The 15,998-nt window shown below is 71.0% G+C and carries 17 protein-coding genes; 6 read left to right on the forward strand and 11 right to left on the reverse strand.

The genetic code is table 11. From position 1 onward, the window contains the following. Positions 1 to 36: 36 nt before the first annotated feature. Positions 37 to 927 carry a 5'-3' exonuclease gene (locus ACFTE1_RS09200; RefSeq protein ID WP_380624587.1) on the forward strand — a complete coding sequence of 297 codons (891 nt, stop codon included), beginning with the start codon at positions 37 to 39 and terminating at the stop codon, positions 925 to 927. A gap of 9 nt (positions 928 to 936) precedes the next feature. On the opposite strand, the gene ACFTE1_RS09205 is transcribed toward ACFTE1_RS09200, so the two are convergent. Further along, positions 937 to 1,362: a GNAT family N-acetyltransferase gene (locus tag ACFTE1_RS09205; protein WP_380624589.1), complete on the reverse strand. Its 426-nt coding sequence runs from the start codon at positions 1,360 to 1,362 to the stop codon at positions 937 to 939. 127 nt (positions 1,363 to 1,489) lie between these two features. Here ACFTE1_RS09205 and ACFTE1_RS09210 point away from each other — a divergent pair, with 127 nt between their 5' ends. Continuing rightward, on the forward strand, positions 1,490 to 1,648 hold the full coding sequence (locus tag ACFTE1_RS09210; protein WP_380624591.1) for a hypothetical protein: 159 nt from the start codon (positions 1,490 to 1,492) through the stop codon (positions 1,646 to 1,648). Positions 1,649 to 1,651: 3 nt separating this feature from the next. On the opposite strand, the gene ACFTE1_RS09215 is transcribed toward ACFTE1_RS09210, so the two are convergent. The 3 genes from ACFTE1_RS09215 to ACFTE1_RS09225 all read right to left on the reverse strand — a co-directional run bounded on the left by ACFTE1_RS09215 (position 1,652) and on the right by ACFTE1_RS09225 (position 6,198). After that, a complete protein-coding gene (locus tag ACFTE1_RS09215; protein WP_380624593.1) occupies positions 1,652 to 2,425 on the reverse strand; it encodes a hypothetical protein in 774 nt (257 codons plus the stop codon). Next, positions 2,422 to 3,348: a hypothetical protein gene (locus tag ACFTE1_RS09220; protein WP_380624595.1), complete on the reverse strand. Its 927-nt coding sequence runs from the start codon at positions 3,346 to 3,348 to the stop codon at positions 2,422 to 2,424. Before ACFTE1_RS09220 ends, ACFTE1_RS09215 begins: the two co-directional genes overlap by 4 nt. 138 nt (positions 3,349 to 3,486) lie before the next feature. Further along, entirely contained in the window at positions 3,487 to 6,198 is a 2,712-nt protein-coding gene (locus tag ACFTE1_RS09225) for a DEAD/DEAH box helicase (RefSeq protein ID WP_380624597.1), read from the reverse strand. A gap of 100 nt (positions 6,199 to 6,298) precedes the next feature. On the opposite strand from ACFTE1_RS09225, the gene ACFTE1_RS09230 reads away from it, so the two are divergent. Continuing rightward, positions 6,299 to 7,036: an HAD family hydrolase gene (locus tag ACFTE1_RS09230; protein WP_380624599.1), complete on the forward strand. Its 738-nt coding sequence runs from the start codon at positions 6,299 to 6,301 to the stop codon at positions 7,034 to 7,036. A gap of 129 nt (positions 7,037 to 7,165) precedes the next feature. On the opposite strand, the gene tatC is transcribed toward ACFTE1_RS09230, so the two are convergent. The 5 genes from tatC to ACFTE1_RS09255 form a co-directional block, all read right to left on the reverse strand. Further along, complete coding sequence (tatC, locus tag ACFTE1_RS09235) at positions 7,166 to 8,137, reverse strand: twin-arginine translocase subunit TatC (protein ID WP_380624601.1); 972 nt, start codon at positions 8,135 to 8,137, stop codon at positions 7,166 to 7,168. Positions 8,138 to 8,152: 15 nt separating this feature from the next. Continuing rightward, on the reverse strand, positions 8,153 to 8,425 hold the full coding sequence (gene tatA, locus ACFTE1_RS09240; RefSeq protein ID WP_380624603.1) for a Sec-independent protein translocase subunit TatA: 273 nt from the start codon (positions 8,423 to 8,425) through the stop codon (positions 8,153 to 8,155). A gap of 136 nt (positions 8,426 to 8,561) precedes the next feature. Beyond that, positions 8,562 to 8,795, reverse strand: a complete 234-nt coding sequence (locus tag ACFTE1_RS09245) for a hypothetical protein (protein WP_380624605.1) — start codon at positions 8,793 to 8,795, stop codon at positions 8,562 to 8,564. A 4-nt stretch (positions 8,796 to 8,799) separates the two neighbouring features. Continuing rightward, a complete protein-coding gene (locus ACFTE1_RS09250) occupies positions 8,800 to 9,735 on the reverse strand; it encodes a helix-turn-helix transcriptional regulator (RefSeq protein WP_380624607.1) in 936 nt (311 codons plus the stop codon). Further along, positions 9,732 to 10,709 (reverse strand): helix-turn-helix transcriptional regulator, encoded by a 978-nt coding sequence (locus tag ACFTE1_RS09255; RefSeq protein WP_380624609.1) that lies wholly within the window; start codon positions 10,707 to 10,709, stop codon positions 9,732 to 9,734. The genes ACFTE1_RS09250 and ACFTE1_RS09255 overlap by 4 nt, the downstream gene beginning before the upstream one ends. A 270-nt stretch (positions 10,710 to 10,979) precedes the next feature. Between ACFTE1_RS09255 and ACFTE1_RS09260 the strand changes: the two genes are divergently transcribed. Then, on the forward strand, positions 10,980 to 12,119 hold the full coding sequence (locus ACFTE1_RS09260; RefSeq protein ID WP_380624611.1) for a DUF3866 family protein: 1,140 nt from the start codon (positions 10,980 to 10,982) through the stop codon (positions 12,117 to 12,119). A gap of 153 nt (positions 12,120 to 12,272) precedes the next feature. Beyond that, the gene (locus ACFTE1_RS09265) at positions 12,273 to 13,499 is read left to right on the forward strand and encodes an MFS transporter (protein ID WP_380624613.1); all 1,227 of its coding nucleotides are present in this window, start codon (positions 12,273 to 12,275) and stop codon (positions 13,497 to 13,499) included. Here the strand turns inward: ACFTE1_RS09265 and ACFTE1_RS09270 are convergent. Beyond that, positions 13,491 to 13,985, reverse strand: coding sequence for an AAA family ATPase (locus ACFTE1_RS09270; RefSeq protein ID WP_380624615.1), 495 nt, complete (start codon positions 13,983 to 13,985; stop codon positions 13,491 to 13,493). The genes ACFTE1_RS09265 and ACFTE1_RS09270 overlap by 9 nt on opposite strands. A gap of 156 nt (positions 13,986 to 14,141) precedes the next feature. After that, a complete protein-coding gene (locus ACFTE1_RS09275) occupies positions 14,142 to 14,831 on the reverse strand; it encodes a GntR family transcriptional regulator (protein WP_380624617.1) in 690 nt (229 codons plus the stop codon). 167 nt (positions 14,832 to 14,998) lie between these two features. Between ACFTE1_RS09275 and ACFTE1_RS09280 the strand changes: the two genes are divergently transcribed. Further along, on the forward strand, positions 14,999 to 15,979 hold the full coding sequence (locus ACFTE1_RS09280) for a serine hydrolase domain-containing protein (RefSeq protein ID WP_380624619.1): 981 nt from the start codon (positions 14,999 to 15,001) through the stop codon (positions 15,977 to 15,979). Positions 15,980 to 15,998: the final 19 nt, after the last annotated feature.

A 15,998-nucleotide genomic window follows, 5' to 3' on the forward strand; every position in this document is an offset into this window, starting at 1 on the left:
CCTCCACGTGTCGGGGCACGGTGAGAGAATCGGTCCATGCTCATGCTCATCGACTCCGCCGGACTCTGGTACCGCGCCTATTACGCCCTGCCCTCCTCCATCAAGGCCCCCGACGGGCGCCGGGCCGGAGCCGTGCGCGGCTTCCTCGACGCACTGGCCACCCTGGTGCGCGAGTACTCCCCCGAGCGACTCGTCTGCTGCCTGGAAGGCAACTGGCGGCCCGAATGGCGCGTGGAACTGGTCGACTCCTACAAGACCGACCGCACCGCCGAAGGCGGCGCCGAGGACACCCCCGAAGGACTGGACGACCAGGTCGAGGCCGTCGAACAGATCCTCGCCGCCTGGGGGATGCCCACCGCGACCCACCCCCGCTACGAGGCCGACGACGTCATCGCCACCCTCGCCGCCCGCTCCGAGGAGGAGACGGCCGTCGTCACCGGCGACAGGGACCTCTTCCAACTCGTCGACGACGGGCGGAAGACCTCCGTCGTCTACCTCCTGCGCGGAATCTCCCAGGCCAAGAGGTTCCGCGCCGCCGACGTCGAGGAGAAGTTCGGCGTCCGCCCCTCCCGCTACGCCGACTTCGCCGTCCTGCGCGGCGACTCCTCCGACGGGCTGCCCGGGGTGAAGGGCATCGGCGACAAGACCGCCGCGGCACTGGTCGAGCGGTACCCCTCCCTGGAGGCGATCGTCGAGGCCGCCGGGAAGGACGAGCTGAAGGGCCGCCAGAACGCCAACGTCCTGGCCGCGGCCGACTACCTCCCCAGAGCCGCGGAGGTCACCCGCTGCGTCCGGGACGTCGACGTGCCGGATCTCCACGCGGCCGTCCCGGCCGTCCCCAAGGACGAGGCCGAGGTCGACCGCCTGGCCGCGGTGTGGGGGCAGCAGGGTGCCGTCGGACGGCTCAAAGAGGCCCTCCAGAGTTGACGGCGGACCTCAGAGGCGCTTGCCGAAGCGGAATCCCGTCCGCTCGTAGCCGCGTGCCTCATAGAACAGGTGCGCCCGCTCCCGGCTCAGGCGGGAGGTGAGGGAGAGCCGTCCGGCGCCTTCCGCCTCGGCCCAGCGTTCGAAGGCCGCCACCAGGGACGAGCCCGCGCCCAGGCCCCGGTGGCGCTCATCGACCACAAGCGCCACCAGCTGTGCAGCCGGACGGTCGTCCTCGAACGGCAGGATGAGGTGGCCTCCGGCGAACCCGACGACGCCGACCTCCCCGGGCCCCTCGAAGACCCAGGCGCGGTACTCGGGGATCGCGTTGCGCCTCAGGCGCTTCTCCAGCGCATCGAGCGTGGCGGGGTGGCCGAGCTGGTCGAAGAGGCCGACCAGGGCGGGGGCATCGCCCACAACGGCGTCGCGAACTGTCATGGAGACACCATAGCGGCGGGGACCGGCGCTTCGAACGCGGTCCCCGCCGGGAATCTCAACGGGCGGTCGAGGCCTTGAGGGAAAAGGCGAGCGCGATCGCGGCCGGCGCACAGGACAGGCCGCCATCGTGGCGCTCACCCCCGAAGGCCGGGAGGTCGTCGACGACATCTTCCCCCGGCAGGTGGAGGCGGAGGCCGAAGCGCTGAGGGGGCTCGGAGCGGACCGAGAGAAGGTCGTCGAGGCCCTCGGGGCCCTGCTCCGCGTTCTGGACGAGAGCGCCGGCTGAGGATCAGACCCGGTGGTCGCCCAGCTCGGCCCCCTGAAATGCGGTGCGGGCCAGGAGCCTGAGCATGACGCGGAACCGGTCGCCGCCCTCGCGCGGCTCCAGTCCCCGGTCGGCCAGGCCGAGGCGGTCGAGCATGGTCCGGTAGGAGCGCTCCGTCCCCTCTCCCCAGCCTCCGCCGACGATCAGGTCGGCCCCCAGGTACTCGTTGGCGGCCATGTGGACGAGGGTCTGGTCGGAGAGGTGGCCCTCGCTCAGTCGGTTGGCATGGCGCGAACGGTCGAGGTGGACGTGGTTGGCGTGGCTGCCGTCGGGGTCGTTGCGCCCGTGCAGGACGACGCCGAAGTGGCAGCGGCACAGGCACAGCACGGCAAGATAGCGCAGGCGGTCGGACCGGTCGGCCCCGTCGCGCCAGTGGGCGTTCATGTCGCAGTAGGTCCCCTTCCACGACACGCGGGAGAGGTCGAAGGCCAGGCCGAAGCGGTGCCAGCCGGGCTTGCAATGCTTGACGCCGATGTCGCCGATCCATTCCAAGGGCCGCTCCTCCCCGCTGGGGTGGAACTCGCGGCCGAGCCGGTCGAGGTCGCGGGCCGTGCGCGAGAGCTGGCGCCACGCCTCGGGGTGGAACCGCTCGGAATGGCGGCCGCCGTGCTCTCCGAGCATCCCGTCCCAGGCGAGCCTGTGGCGCAACGGCACCGAGTCGGAGACGTGATCGCGTTCGATCTCCTCTCCGGCGCACTCCCCCGAGCCCCAGGCGTCCTCGACCCTCCCGTGCGTCATCGGAACTCCTCCAGCCGCCACTTCCCGCCCGATCCCGTCAGAACGCGGCCCGAGGAGCCGGACACGGCGACCACGGTGGAGGGTTCGGCGCCGAACCGCTCCCGGCGCCACTCCTCGGAGACGAAGCGGAGTCCGCCGCTCGCGGTCAGCACCACGCACTCCGGCGCGCCACGCCCCTCCACCGGCGACGGGCGGGCCGGCCCGTTCGCGATCGCGCCCCGGAACGCCCGGCGGGTGCCGTCGCCGTCCACGGTAACCAGGGCGAGGTCGCCGCTCTCGTTGTGGGCCAGGTGCGGGGAGAGGGCCTCGGCGCCGTAGCGGCGCACCAGGCGCTCGCTCCAGGTCCGGCCGCCGTCGCCCGACGAGACCAGGTAGGTGCGCGTGACCATGGGAGTGTCGGGTTGGGCGGTCCCGGAGACGGCCAGAGTGATCCGGTCGTCGAGGGCGGCGACGCCGTGGACGAATCCGTGGGCGAGGCCGGCCGGCCAGGGGACGTCGACCTCCCGGACGCCGCCGTCGGGCCCGACGCGGTAGAGGACGGGACGGTGCTCGCGGCGGGGCGATTCGGTGTCGTCCGGTCCGGCGAGGTCGGCCAGGTGCGGCGGTACCCCGGGAGCCTCGGCCTCCGCGGGGGTCTCGCGGACGCGCCCGGCTCCGACGTAGAGGTCCTCCCCCGCCGCGGCGAGGCCGTAGAGATGGACGTCCGGCCCGAAGGAGGGCCCGAGGCGCTCCGGGCGCGGGAGGAGGCGCCACAGGCCTGTCGCGTCCGCCGCGACCGGCTCACCGTGCCGCAGGGCGCAGGCGCGCACCGGCCCGAGCCGTCCGGGCGCGGACGCACGAGCGGGCCCCTCCCCGAGAAATGCGAAGGCCGCCGTGGTCGCGGCGGCCTGCAGTAGAGTCCGCCTATCCAGCACAGGTCCCATTTCGGCTGCAGCCCCCTCCTCGTGTCGTTCCGACCGGCGGAGGAAGCCCTCGACGTGGGCGAACCCCTCAATAGATATAGACCACCCCCGCCGAGGGCGCGGCCGAATGGCCGAAATGTCCTCGCGGGGGCGGGGTCGTCACATATCGGCCACGACGCCGCGCTTCATGGCGTCGGCGGCGTCGAACGCGCATTTGGCGAGGTCCTGGGCCCCGGGACGGTCGATGGTGCGGGCGGCGTCGCCGACCTGGTGGAGCAGGTCGAGGGTGCGGCGGGTCCACCGGACGAAGTCGCCGCCGGGCATGGCCTTGGGCCCCTCGAAGGAGCGCAGGGCGTCGGCGAGGTCCTCGCCGCGCGCCCACCGGTAGATGGGCCAGGCGATGCCCTTCTGAGGGCGCGCGGTCAGCTCCATGTGGCGAGCCCGCTCCAGGCGGTTGATGGCCTCGTAGCGGCGCATCGTGGCGGCGAGCGCCTCGTTGATCGAGCCGGGCGTGGCGATGTAGTAGTCCTCCTCTTCGAACCGCGCCTCGTACATGACGGTGGAGGCCAGGGCGGCCAGCGAGGAGGGGTCGAGGCCCTCCCAGACTCCGTCGTGGAGGCACTGGGCGACGAGGAGGTCGGCCTCGTTGAAGAGGTTGCGCAGCAGCCGTCCGCGGTCGGTGACGGTGACCTCTCCGTCCTCGGCGGGTTCGAGGTAGTCGAGTCCGACGAGGACGCCCCGGACATCGGAGAACTGGCGGGCCAGGGAGTTCTCCCTCTTGCGGGCCTTCTTGCGCATGGTCTGCTGTTCGGAGTGGAGCTTCCACCAGCGTGCGGCGTGCGCGGCGTGGCGGCCGGACTCCGGGCAGGAGTGGCAGGGGTGGGAGCGGATCTCCTCGCGCAGGCTGTCGATCTTGGGGTCGTTGGCCCTGCCGCCGCGGCGGGTGGGGCGCGGCCGGTCGCGGGTGGCCTCGCGCAGGGCCGAGGCGAGGTCGCGGCGCTGGTCGGCGTCGTGGCGGCGGAAGTTGCGCTTCATTTTGAGCTTGCCGTCGACGAGGACGTCGGTGAGCCGCTTCATGGGGACGGCGCCGGCGCGGGAGTCGGTGGTCAGGAAGATGGCCTCGGCGCCGCGGTTCTTGCGCGGGCGCGTGTGCTCGAGGTAGACCGCCCAGCCGGAGCGGCGTCCGGCGCCCAGCCAGACGATGTCGCCGCGCTTGAGGTCGGACATGTCGGCCTTCATCGCGTCGCGCAGCTGGCCCTTGCGGCGCTTCTGGTTGCTCTTCTCCAGGCGGGAGAGCTCCTTGGTGAGTCCGTAGTAGGCCAGGTAGTCCCCGCGGTCGCAGGAGGCCTCCTGGGAGGCCAGTTCCGATTTGCGGGCCAGGGCGCGGGCCTGCTCGGCGATGTGCACGGCGTGCTGGTCGGACTGGTATTGAGCGAAGGAGGAGGCCAGGACCTCGTCGGCGCGTCGCAGTCCGGCCGTGGAGATGAGGTTGACGGCCATGTTGTAGGAGGGCGCGAAGGAGGAGTCGAGCGGGTAGGTCCGCTTGGTGGCCAGTCCGGCGACGATCTTGGGAGAGAAGTCCGGGCTCCAGAGGGTGACCGCGTGGCCCTCGATGTCGATGCCGCGGCGCCCCGCGCGGCCGGTCAGCTGTGTGTACTGGCCGGGGGTGAGCATGACGTGGTCGGTGCCGTCGTACTTGACCAGCCGCTCCAGCACGACGGTGCGGGCGGGCATGTTGATGCCGAGCGCGAGGGTCTCGGTGGCGAAGACGACCTTCACCAGGCCGCGTTCGAACAGCTGCTCCACGACCTCCTTGAAGACCGGCAGGAGCCCCGCGTGGTGGGCGGCGAACCCGGCCGCGAGGCCGTCGATCCAGCGGTTGAAGCCCACGGCGTGGAGGTCGGCGGGGTCGATGTGCGAGGTGGCGCCCTCGGCGAACTCGCGGATGGCGTCGGACTCCTGGGGGGTGGTCAGCGAGATCCCGGAGCGGACGCACTCGTCGACGGCGGCGTCGCAGCCGGCGCGCGAGAAGATGAAGTAGATGGCCGGCAGCAGGGCGGCGCGGTCGAGTCGCTCCACCACGCGGCCGCGGTCGACGTGGCGGCGCCTGCGGTGGTAGCGCTGCTCGCGTTCCTTCTGCTGGGCGATCTTCTTGGTGAGGGCGGGGTTGAGGTTCTTGGAGTCCTCGGCGTCGAACAGGTCGAGGAGGGTGTTGCCGACCATCATGTGCTGCCACAGGGGGACGGGTCGGGTCTCGGAGACGATGGTCTTCGTCGTGGGGCGCACCGAGTCGAGCCAGGCGCCGAACTCCTCGGCGTTGGAGACGGTGGCCGAGAGGCTGACGACCGTCACCGCGGGCGGCAGCTCGATGATGATCTCCTCCCAGACCGCGCCGCGGAACCGGTCGGCGAGGTAGTGGACTTCGTCCATGACCACGTAGCCGAGGTTGTTGAGCGTGGGCGATCCGGCGTAGATCATGTTGCGCAGCACCTCGGTGGTCATGACGACCACCGGGGCCTCGCCGTTGATGACGGTGTCGCCGGTCAGCAGCCCGACGTTCTCCGAGCCGTGGACGGCGGCGAGGTCGTTGAACTTCTGGTTGGACAGCGCCTTGATCGGGGTGGTGTAGAAGCACTTGCGACCCTGTTCGAGGGCGAGGTCGACGGAGAATTCTCCGACGATGGTCTTGCCGGCGCCGGTCGGGGCGCAGACCAGGACGCCGTGGCCCTCCTCGAGGGTGCGGCAGGCGTCGAGCTGGAAGTCGTCCAGGGGGAAGGGCGCCGCCTCGGCGAACGCGGCCAGCCTGGGGTGCCTCCTGCCATCGGTGTGCTTCGCGTAGCGTTCGGCGGGAGAGAGCTCGTCTGAGGACATGGGTTCAAGGGTAAGCCATGCCCGCCGGGCTGTGATCGCCGCGTGACCACCAGCTAACCCCCTTGTGACTGCCGCTACAGGGGGCGGTAAGTTTTATGGTGTGCATAGGGATTGGCCACACTTTCGGCAGCAGAAGGACGGCGCGGCCTTCGACGCCGTCTTCTTCGACTTCCAGGGAACGCTAGCGACCGTCGAGCCGCTGGTCCGCGCGGTGTCGCTGGCCTCGGAGTCCTGCGGCGAGGCGATCGAGCCGCTCAGGGCGATGGTCCTGGCCGACGCGATCGGCGCGCAGGGCTGGGTGGGATCCGGCTCGCCCCCGCGGGTGAGACCCCATTTCGCCGGGGCGTGGAGCGACAGGGACTTGGACGCCGACTCGCACCGCATGGCCTACACGGAACTGGCCGGGCAGGCGCACGGCGTGAGCGAGGACCTGGCACAGGCGCTATACGACAGGCTCGCCTCGCCGGAGGGGTGGGTCGCCTTCGCCGACGCCGCCTCGACGCTCATGACTCTCAAGGCGCAGGGGTTCCCCATCGCGCTGGTCTCCAACGTCGGCTTCGACGTGCGTCCGATCGCCACGCGCCTGGGGCTGGACCGGTTCGTCGACGAGTGGGTGCTGTCCTATGAGGTCGGCTACTGCAAGCCCGACGAGAAGATCTTCTACGCCGCCTGCCACCAGCTGGGCGTGGACCCCAAGCGGGTGCTCATGGTGGGCGACTCGGTCGCCGACGCCGGGGCGGTGCGCATCGGGGCGCGGGCCTACCTGCTCGGCGAGGCCGATCCGGGCGGGATCGTCGGGCTCGGCGCGGTGCTCAAGCTCGTGCGCGCCGACGGCTAGCGGCCCGGCCCCGCGGCCGTGCCGCATCGGTACGGGACTCGGTCGGACGCTTCCGGCGGCCGGCCGTCCGCCGCCCTCAAACGACGAGAGGGAGGCCGAAGCCTCCCTCTGCGCCATGTTCTTCACCGACTACGTGATGTCGTCGAAGTCGGACCTTCCGCGTCGCCGCGGCGGCTCGGGTTCGTCCGGCTCGTCGACCGCGACCGAGGAGGACGCGGGCTCAGAGACGGGCTCGAGGTCCGAGGCCGGTTCGATCGACTCCGCCTCGCCGATGTCGGAGGCCTCGTCGTCGTCCCACTTGGCCTCCTTCGCCGCCCGGCGCTTGTCGTTGATCGCCGCCACGCCGCAGGCGGTGAGGTAGAGGATCAGCATGCATATGGCCAGGGCCGTCATGCCGAACGGGTCCGGGGTGGGCGTGAAGACGGCGGTGAACAGGAAGCTCACGAACACGACGATGCGCCACCAGCCGAGCATGCGCTTGGCGGAGATGACTCCGATGACGTTGAGCATCAGCATCACCAGCGGGAACTCGAAGCCGATGCCGAACACCAGCATCACCGCGATGTAGAAGCCTATGTACTTCTGCAGGTCGACGGTGATGTCGAAGGTCCCGTTGAGGATCATGATGAACTCGAGGCCGTGCCGGACCACGAAGTAGGCCAGCACCACTCCGGCCGCGAACAGCGGGGTGGCGATGGAGATGAACATGTAGGCGTACTTGCGCTCCCGGCGGTGCAGGCCGGGCGCGATGAACGCCCACAGCTGGTAGAGCCAGAACGGGGCGGTCCCGATCAGCCCGAGGTACAGCGAGATCTTCAGGTAGATCGTGATGTTGTCGATCGGGGAGCCGACGTTGAAGTCGCAGAGGACCTCGTCGTTTCCGGACAGGTCGCCGCCCTTGAGCTCGCAGTAGGGCTTGGCGAGGAACGCGATGACGTCCTGTGCGAAGTACATGCCCACGGCGGTGCCCACCAGGATCACCAGCACGGCCATGAGCAGCCGGGAGCGGAAGTCCTGGATGTGCTCCATGAGCGACATGTCGCCGTCGGACGCTCTTTGGAACCGGGACTTCCTCCCCTTGCGGGGCCAGAGTTTCACCATCTGCGGCGGGCCCGCCTAGGAGGTCTTTTTGCGGTCTTGGACCTCGTCGGCGACGGACTCCCCTTCGATGGTGCCCTCGATGGGCTCACGGCTGTGCTTCGGCTCGGCGCGGTCGTCGCCCTTCTCTTCGGGCTTGTCGGCCTTCTTCTTCATCTCCTCAGTCTCGGACTTGAGGATTCGCATGGACTGGCCGAGTCCGCGCGCCATCTGAGGGAGCTTCTTCGAGCCCAGCAGGAGCAGAAGTACTACGACCAGCACGATAATGTGCCAAGGTTTGAGGGCTCCCATTCCGAATTCCTTCCAGAAAAAACTTCGGGTTCATGATCCAGTCTAATGCCCGGTCCCTGCAAGAATGCATGGGGCGGGACCGAACGTCAACGATACCACCGTTTCGATAAAGAATATTTATCGAACTGTGCCCCGCTCACCGGGGCTGTTCGCCCTTCGGCAGCGCCTTTGTAGCCGACGCTGCCAGGGACTGTCCCCTCTCGGCGGTGGCCATGGCGCGCCCCTGCAGCTCCTGTGCCTCGGCCATGCGCCGCTCCAGGCGCTTGCGCCGGTGTGCGTTGTCGCGCAGTTTGGGCATGAGCTTCACCACCGCCGCCAGGACGACGATGAGACCGATCGCGATGAGAATGCCCGATACAACCCAGATCATGCGTTCATCCTAACCTCTGCCCGTAACGTTCCAGCGCTTCCGCCGCGCGCGAGCGAACCAGGTTACGGAGCGACTCGGGCCGGACGACCGACACGTGCCCGCCGTAGCCCGCCACCAGGCGCGCCGCCCAGGCCTGGTCGTAGACGCGCAGCGCGATGTGCCGCCGGCCCTCCACGGTGCCCAGCTCCCGGCACGGATAGTTCTCCGCCAGGCTCAGCGCGTCCTCGTCGACCAGCAGCTCGACCTCCTCGAAGTTCTCCAGGAATTCACCCGGGGCCGTCTCGGGGGCCTCGCGGGGCGCGAAGGTCTCCTCCAGCGGCGTGAGCGCGTCGATCCGGTCGAGGCGGAAATGGCGCATCCCCTCGGCCGAACGGCACCAGGCCACCAGGTAGGCGTGCCCCTCCGACAGCTGCACGGCCGTCGGCTCGACGATCCGCTCGGTCGTCGTGTCCCGCGTGGCGGTGTAGTACACGATGCGAGCCGCCCGCCGCTGTGCGATCAGGTCGCGGTAGACGTCCAGGCCGCTCTCGACGGCGGCCTCCCGGATGTCGGCCTTGGGCCGCACTCCCCCGGCCGCGGCCGCGATCTTGTCCAGGGCCGAGCGCACCGCCTCGGCGTGCTCCACGCCCGGCGTCGAGGCCAACGCCTGCAACGCCACCGACAGGGCGAGCGCCTCGCGCATGGACAGGCGCACCGGCCGCGAGAGCCCCGCGTCGAAGCGCACCTGGGCCCGGTCGGCCTCGATGGAGATGTCGACGAGGTCGCCGGGGCTGTACCCGGGCAGGCCGCACAGGAACAGGAGCATCAGGTCGCTGCGCAGCTGCTCCACGGTGATGCCGAAGTCCGCGGCGGCCGCCTCCAACTCCACTCCGTCCGGGCGCGCCGAGAGGTAGGGCAGCAGGTTGAAAAGCCGCGCCAGGCGGTCGGTCGATGTGCTCACCGGTCGTCCTCCGCAAGTTCCTCGAGTCGGTAGACGGTCTCCTTGACCAGCTCCTCGGGCTCCACCACGTGGACGTCCGGTCCGAAGGAGGCCAGCAGGGCCGCGGCGGCCCTCACGTCCGTATAGGGGAAACGGACCCAGTCGCCCTCGGGCGTCCGGGGCCCGATGAGCGTGGCGCGGCGCCTGACCGCCCAGGCGGTGCCGGGCGTGACGAGCACCTTGGCCGTCTGCTTGGGCGTCGGCTCCCCCGCCGTCTCGGCGATGAACGACAGCACGTCGACGTCCTCGGGGGACTCGAAGGCTCCCTCGGCCCCGGTCGCGCGGACCCGGCCGACTATGCGCCCCACCTTGAAGCAGCGCTCGGCCTCGCGGTCGAGGTCCCAGCCGGCGACGTACCAGCGGCCCTTCCAGGCCGCGCAGCCCCACGGCTGGAACCGGCGCCGGGCGGGCTCGGCGTCGCCTTTGCGGCGGTAGTCGAAGGCGACCTCGCGCCGGGCGGTGGCCGCCTCCAGGAGCGTCACGAGGTTGTCCTCGCCGGGAAGCTGCGGCCGGACGGGGTCGATGGAGTCCATGCCGACGTGGATGCCCGCCGCCTTGAGCTTGAGCAGCGCGCCGTGCCCCGCCTGGCGCAGTTCGGGGTTGTGCCACAGCCGGACGGCCGTGGCCACCGCCGCCGACTCGGCGGGGGTGAACTCGAGCTCGGGGAGCTCGAACTCGTCCTTCGCTATGCGGTAGCCGGGCTCGGCCTCCTCGCGGAAGGCGTCCGCGCCGGTCTGCACGGGGAATCCGAGCCGCCGAAGCTCCGACTTGTCCCGCTCGAACTTGCGCTGGAACGCCTCGCGCTCCTTCTTGTCGTCGGGGTTGTGCTCGTATCCGGGCACGATCCTCGCTATTGCCGAGGCGGTCTGGAATCTCCTGGTCGACAACAGGCAGAAGACCAGGTTGATCAAACGTTCTGTACGGTCCGTCGCCACTGGTCCAGGGTAGCCGCCCGCGAACGCCGCCGCCCAGGCGACCGCCCCGGTTCCGATCCGTCTTCTGCGGTAAGGTGTTCAACCGTGTCGGCTTCCACTCCCCGGCCGAGACCGGGGGACCCCGACCGGTCGCGCCGGTCGGCGCGGACGCCGCCGGATCCCGCTTCACCGACCGCTTCGCATCGGGGCCTCCACGGGCCGAGACGGGCGGCCTCCCCGCCCGCCGCCCGGCTGTCGCGGCGCGGCCGATCCTAGCTAAAGGAGCAAGACATGGCACCTTCCGACGAGCAGGGCACCCGTTCGGCGACCGGGTCGATCAGATGGCGGTACGGAACGGTCACCGGCGTCCGCGGGGGTTGGCGCGGGTGCACCGAGCTGGACGTGGACATCGAGCCGCGCCACGGCGAACCGCCCCATCGGGCGAAGGCGCTGGCCTACGACGAGCTCGTCGGGGCCCCGCGCGAGGGCGACAGGGTCCTCCTCAACTGCAACGCGATCGCCAAGGGCCTCGGCACCGGCGGCTACGCCCTGGTCGTGGCCGTCCCCGACCGGCTCCCCGAGGACGTCGACCAGGCCGGCCACATCGTCAAGGCCCGCTACACGCCCATGCAGGTCATGCGGCTGGCCGTCGACGAGGACGACTCCCCCTCGCGCGACGTCGTCGAAGGCACGCACACGCTCTCGGGCATGCCCGTGGTCGTCGCCGACCTCCACTCGGCCCTCGCTCCGATCCTGGCCGGGATCCGTGCGACCCGGCCCGACGCGAAGGTCGCCTACGTCATGACCGACGGCGGCAGCCTCCCCGCCTGGTTCTCCAAGTCCCTGGACCGGCTCTCCGACCGCCTGTGCGGCACGGTGACGGCCGGGCAGTGCTTCGGCGGGGACTGGGAGGCGACCAACGTCCACAACGCCCTCATCGCCGCCAAGGCCGTCGCCGGGGCCGACATCGCGATCGTCGCCCAGGGCCCGGGCAACCTCGGCACCGGCACCGTGTGGGGCTTCTCCGGGACGGCCGCCGGGGAGGCGGTCAACGCCGCCTCCGTCCTCGGCGGACGGCCGATCGCCTCGCTGCGCGTCTCCGAGGGCGACAAGCGCTCCCGCCACTGGGGCGTCAGCCACCACTCCATGACCTCGTACGGGCGCGTGGCCCTGGCCCCCGCCGCGATCCCGGTGCCGGACTTCGACACCTACCCCACCGACCCCGCCCTGCTGGAGAAGGTCCGCTCGCAGCTGGCCGAGCTGCCCGAGCGGCACACGCAGGTGCCCGTCCCGACCGAGGGCCTCGAAGAGGCGCTGCGCGACCTGCCGGTGCGGCTGTCGACCATGGGCCGCGGCCTGGACGAGGACCACGTCTACTTCATCGCCGAGGCCGTCGCGGGACGACTGGCGGCGACCATGCTCGACGGCTGAGAGGCCCTGCCTCGGCCTGTCCGCCGGCGGGGCGCGTGCCTCTCGCGGCCGAGCGGCACGCGGAACCGTCCGGGTCGACGGAGGCCCCATACCTTGACTCCGAGATATATTTGTAGGATTCCCCCTATCGTCACCGCCACCGAATCACCCCTCTTGAGGCAGAGCGCCTTCCGCCGCTTCTTCGCAGCGGGCGTCTTCGGCTCGATCGGACAGCGGATGTGGCTGTTCGCCGTCCCCCTGGCCGCCATCGGCCCGCTCGGCGCCTCGGCCTTCCAGGTCGGGCTCCTAACAGCGCTGGCCAATGCCGCCGTCGTCGCCTTCAGCCTCCCCCTTGGCGTGTGGATCGACCGCTCGGCGCCCCGGAGGCGCCTGATCGCCTCCGGCCTCGTCCGCGCGGCCGTCGTCGTCTCCGTGCCGCTGGCGTGGTGGGCCGACGCCCTCTCCTACTGGCACCTGGCCGCCGTCGTGTTCGCCTCCGGCGCCCTCGACCTGCTATACCAGACCTCGCGCCAGAGCCTGCTGCCGCCGCTGGTCGGCAGGCCCCGGCTGGTGGAGGCCAACGCGAGGCTCGAGGCGGTCAACCAGACGACCTCGCTGGGAGGACCCGCCCTGGCCGGGCAGATGGTCGCGATCCTCTCCACCCCGGTGACCATGCTGGCCGGAGCGGTCTCCATGGCGGCCTCCTCGATCGCCGTCGCCGCCATACCCGCGAGCGCCGCGGACACCGACGAGAAGCCGGACGGCCGCGGCGACGCGGCCAGTAGGAGCTTCCGGCGGGACATGGCCGAGGGCATGAGGTTCGTCCTCGGCGAGCCGGTGCTGCGGGTCCTGGCCTCGAGCAATCTGCTCGCCAACTCCGCCGTCTTCATGTTCGGTTCGGTGCAGGTCTACTATCTCGCCCACTCCTTGGGAATGGGGCCCGGCCAGATCGGCGTCCTCCTGTCCGCCGGCGGGGCCGGCGGAGTCGCGGGCGCCTTCACCGCGCGGAAGATCGCCGCCCGTCTCGGGCAGGGGCCCGCCATGGCCGCCGCGCTGGTGCTCTTCGCGCCCTGCTCGGCGATGCTGCCGCTGACGACCGGGGCCTCCACCGCGGCGCTCGGCGGCGCCGGGCTGGCGGGCATGATGTTCTTCGCCGTGGTCTACAACGTCGCGCAGGTCAGCACGCGCCAGGCCATCACTCCTCCGCGCCTGCTCGGGCGCGTCAACGCGACCTTCCGCTTCGCCACGGGGATCATGGCGGTGGCCGGGGCGCTGGTCGGAGGAGCGATCGCCGAGGCCGTCGACGCCCGAACGGCGCTGTGGACGTCGACGGCCCTGGGGTTCACCGCTTGCCTGCCGGTTCTCCTGTCGCCGGTCCGCAGGCTTCGACAACTACCTTGACGTCGATATATATCCCACAACTTCGTCGGCGAGGACCTCGAGCGACCCGCTCGTGTCCAGTTCCAACGTCGCCGACTCGCGCAACAGCGGCTCGACCTCCTCGCGCAGCTTCAACTCCCGCTCCAGGTCCGCCGGCGATCCGCCGTAGACGTCCGCCGCTCGCGAGGACAGGCGCTCCCGCACCGTCTGCTCGGGGACGCTGAGCAGGATCACCTCGTCGAACAGGTCGCGGAACTCCCCCTGGTTGTCGACGCAGCCGGAGACGAACAGGACGCCGTCGACCTCCTCGGTCAACAGCTCCCGCATCCGATCCCCGTCCCAGATCCAGTCGGGCCGGGCGACCGTGCTGTCCGGCGCCGATCCGTCCGGAGGCACCCTCCACCCGTCGAAATCGGTGTCCACGACACGGAAACCCCGCTCGGACAGTTCCCGCAAAAGGGACGACTTGCCCGTCCCCGACAGTCCGGTGATCAGTACGCACTTCATCCGGCGACTTTATCGCACCCCGGCGACCCCGCGGCGGCCCGGCCGGTCACCGGGACCCCCGAACCCCTCGGGAGAGTGCCTCCGACCAGCCGATATAGGTCGTCGTAGCGTCGGTCACCGCGTCCAAGGGACGGCCCCGCCCCGAGAACGCCCCGGTCACCGCCGTGAGACCTTGGTCCGGACCTGCCCGACGTGCTCGGCCATGATCGCCCGGGCCCGCTCGGCATCGCCGTCCAGAAGCGCGGATAGGAGGTCCAGGTGCTGGGCCGCCGACTCCTCCAGCATCTCGGCCTCCACCACGGAGTTCAGGCCGTACAGGCGCGAGCGCCGGCGCAGGTCTCGCACGACCTCCACCAGGTGCCGATTGCCCGCCAGCTCCAGCAGCGCGGTGTGGAAGCGGATGTCGGCCTCCAGGTAGGCGAGCAGGTCCCCTTCCCGGGCGGCGGCGACGATCTCCTCGGCCCTGGGCCGCAGGGCCTCCAGGTCGGACCGGTCGGCCGTGACGGCCAGGCGCGCCGTCACGGGCACCTCGATCAGTTCCCGCAGCTGCGTGTACTCGTTCAGCTGTTCGTCGGACACGGCGAGGACGCGGAACCCCTTGTTCGGCACCGGTTCCAGGAGCTGCTCCTTGACCAGGTCGAGCATCGCCTCCCGCACCGGCGTGGCCGAGACGCCGAACTGTTCGGCGAGCGCGGGCACGGAGTAGACCGAGCCGATGGCCATCTCCCCCGCCGTCAGGGCCGCGCGCAGGGCGTCGCCGATTAGCTCGCGGTAGCTCTGCCGGGGGCTTCCCAAGTCGGGCAGGGTGATCGTGCGGGGCGGGGTGGTGTCTGGTCGGGTCGCCATGGACGGATCCTCCTCGGGCACGCGACATACCTCTGGTTCCAGTATGTCCGCCCTCCGCGCCGAGCGCGACCGCGGGAGCGGGGCGTTGAGAATGAGGCGCCTCCCACGGTGGGGAATTTCCTTCCGCAGCGGAGGCGTTGCCCTTTGCAGAGCAATGGAATCGAGGAATGATGACCCCCGTCCCGATGGTCCGAGGCTGGGCCGCCGCCGAGTTCGCCCCCGTCCGGAACGCCTTCGCGTCGGCGACCGCGCGCCGTCCGGGCGGGTTCGGCGCCCAGCTGGCGGTCTTCCACCGCGGCGATCTCGTCGTGGACCTGTGGGCCGGCGAGGGGGTCGAGGCCGACTCCCTCACCGGCGACGACTCGTTCGGGGAGGGGGTCGTCCGCCTGACGGCCGCTCTGCTCGTCCAGGAGGGGCTCGTCGGCGTGGAGCACTCGACGGCCGATCGGCGGCCCGAGTCAGGCCCTCGCGTCGCGGCGCGGACGGCCTTCCGGCGGGCGGCCCGGGGCGGGTCCGTCGGTGGGCCGCTGGGCGAGACCGTGTTCCGTGCGACCGGGCGGACGGTGGAGGAGCACTATGAGCGCAGGCTCCGCCGGCCGTTGGGGATAGATCTCTACCTCGGTCTGCCCGAGTCCGAACGGTACCGTTACCTTCCCGCGCCGGGCGGCGGCCCGAGCGGCGACCGTCGGGAGGGTGAAGGCGACCGCGGGCCGGGCGGCGACGGCCCGGGCCCGAACTGCGGGGTCGGCAACGCACGCGGGGCTGCCTCCCTCTACTCCGCGGCCGTCTCCGGTACCGGCGTAGGAGAGCCTTTTCTCGATCGCGAGACGCTGGAAGGGATCGCCGGATCGCGGACCCCGAGAACCGGCCTGGAGGGCGGGGAAGAGGACGGCCCGCTGCTCGGAGCCGTCCCGGGCGTGAGCCTCCCGTTCCCGGGCGATCGCGCCTTCGGCCACGGCGGTGCGACCGGTTCGCTGTCCTTCGCCGATCCCGACGCCGGGATCGCCTACGCCTTCGTCCGGCGCGGCCCCTCCGTTCCCGCCGGGTACGGCGTCGGAGAGAACGTTCCCCTGGTCGCCGCGGTCGCAGAGGCCGCCGGATGGACGGTTCCCGTCGGTATGTCCCCTGACCCCGCGCAGACGGCGTGAAGGCGGCCCCGAGCACTCA

Origin of the sequence: Salininema proteolyticum, assembly GCF_042685645.1 — a bacterium.
Lineage (GTDB): Bacteria > Actinomycetota > Actinomycetes > Mycobacteriales > Micromonosporaceae > Salininema > Salininema proteolyticum.

Excerpts from the sequence above, each read along its gene's own strand:
- ACFTE1_RS09200 (WP_380624587.1), top strand. The coding sequence starts at position 37 with ATGCTCATGCTCATCGACTCCGCCGGACTCTGGTACCGCGCCTATTAC.
- ACFTE1_RS09205 (WP_380624589.1), bottom strand. The coding sequence starts at position 1,362 with ATGACAGTTCGCGACGCCGTTGTGGGCGATGCCCCCGCCCTGGTCGGC.
- ACFTE1_RS09215 (WP_380624593.1), bottom strand. The coding sequence starts at position 2,425 with ATGACGCACGGGAGGGTCGAGGACGCCTGGGGCTCGGGGGAGTGCGCC.
- ACFTE1_RS09220 (WP_380624595.1), bottom strand. The coding sequence starts at position 3,348 with ATGGGACCTGTGCTGGATAGGCGGACTCTACTGCAGGCCGCCGCGACC.
- ACFTE1_RS09225 (WP_380624597.1), bottom strand. The coding sequence starts at position 6,198 with ATGTCCTCAGACGAGCTCTCTCCCGCCGAACGCTACGCGAAGCACACC.
- tatC (WP_380624601.1), bottom strand. The coding sequence starts at position 8,137 with ATGGTGAAACTCTGGCCCCGCAAGGGGAGGAAGTCCCGGTTCCAAAGA.
- tatA (WP_380624603.1), bottom strand. The coding sequence starts at position 8,425 with ATGGGAGCCCTCAAACCTTGGCACATTATCGTGCTGGTCGTAGTACTT.
- ACFTE1_RS09245 (WP_380624605.1), bottom strand. The coding sequence starts at position 8,795 with ATGATCTGGGTTGTATCGGGCATTCTCATCGCGATCGGTCTCATCGTC.
- ACFTE1_RS09260 (WP_380624611.1), top strand. The coding sequence starts at position 10,980 with ATGGCACCTTCCGACGAGCAGGGCACCCGTTCGGCGACCGGGTCGATC.
- ACFTE1_RS09270 (WP_380624615.1), bottom strand. The coding sequence starts at position 13,985 with ATGAAGTGCGTACTGATCACCGGACTGTCGGGGACGGGCAAGTCGTCC.
- ACFTE1_RS09275 (WP_380624617.1), bottom strand. The coding sequence starts at position 14,831 with ATGGCGACCCGACCAGACACCACCCCGCCCCGCACGATCACCCTGCCC.
- ACFTE1_RS09280 (WP_380624619.1), top strand. The coding sequence starts at position 14,999 with ATGATGACCCCCGTCCCGATGGTCCGAGGCTGGGCCGCCGCCGAGTTC.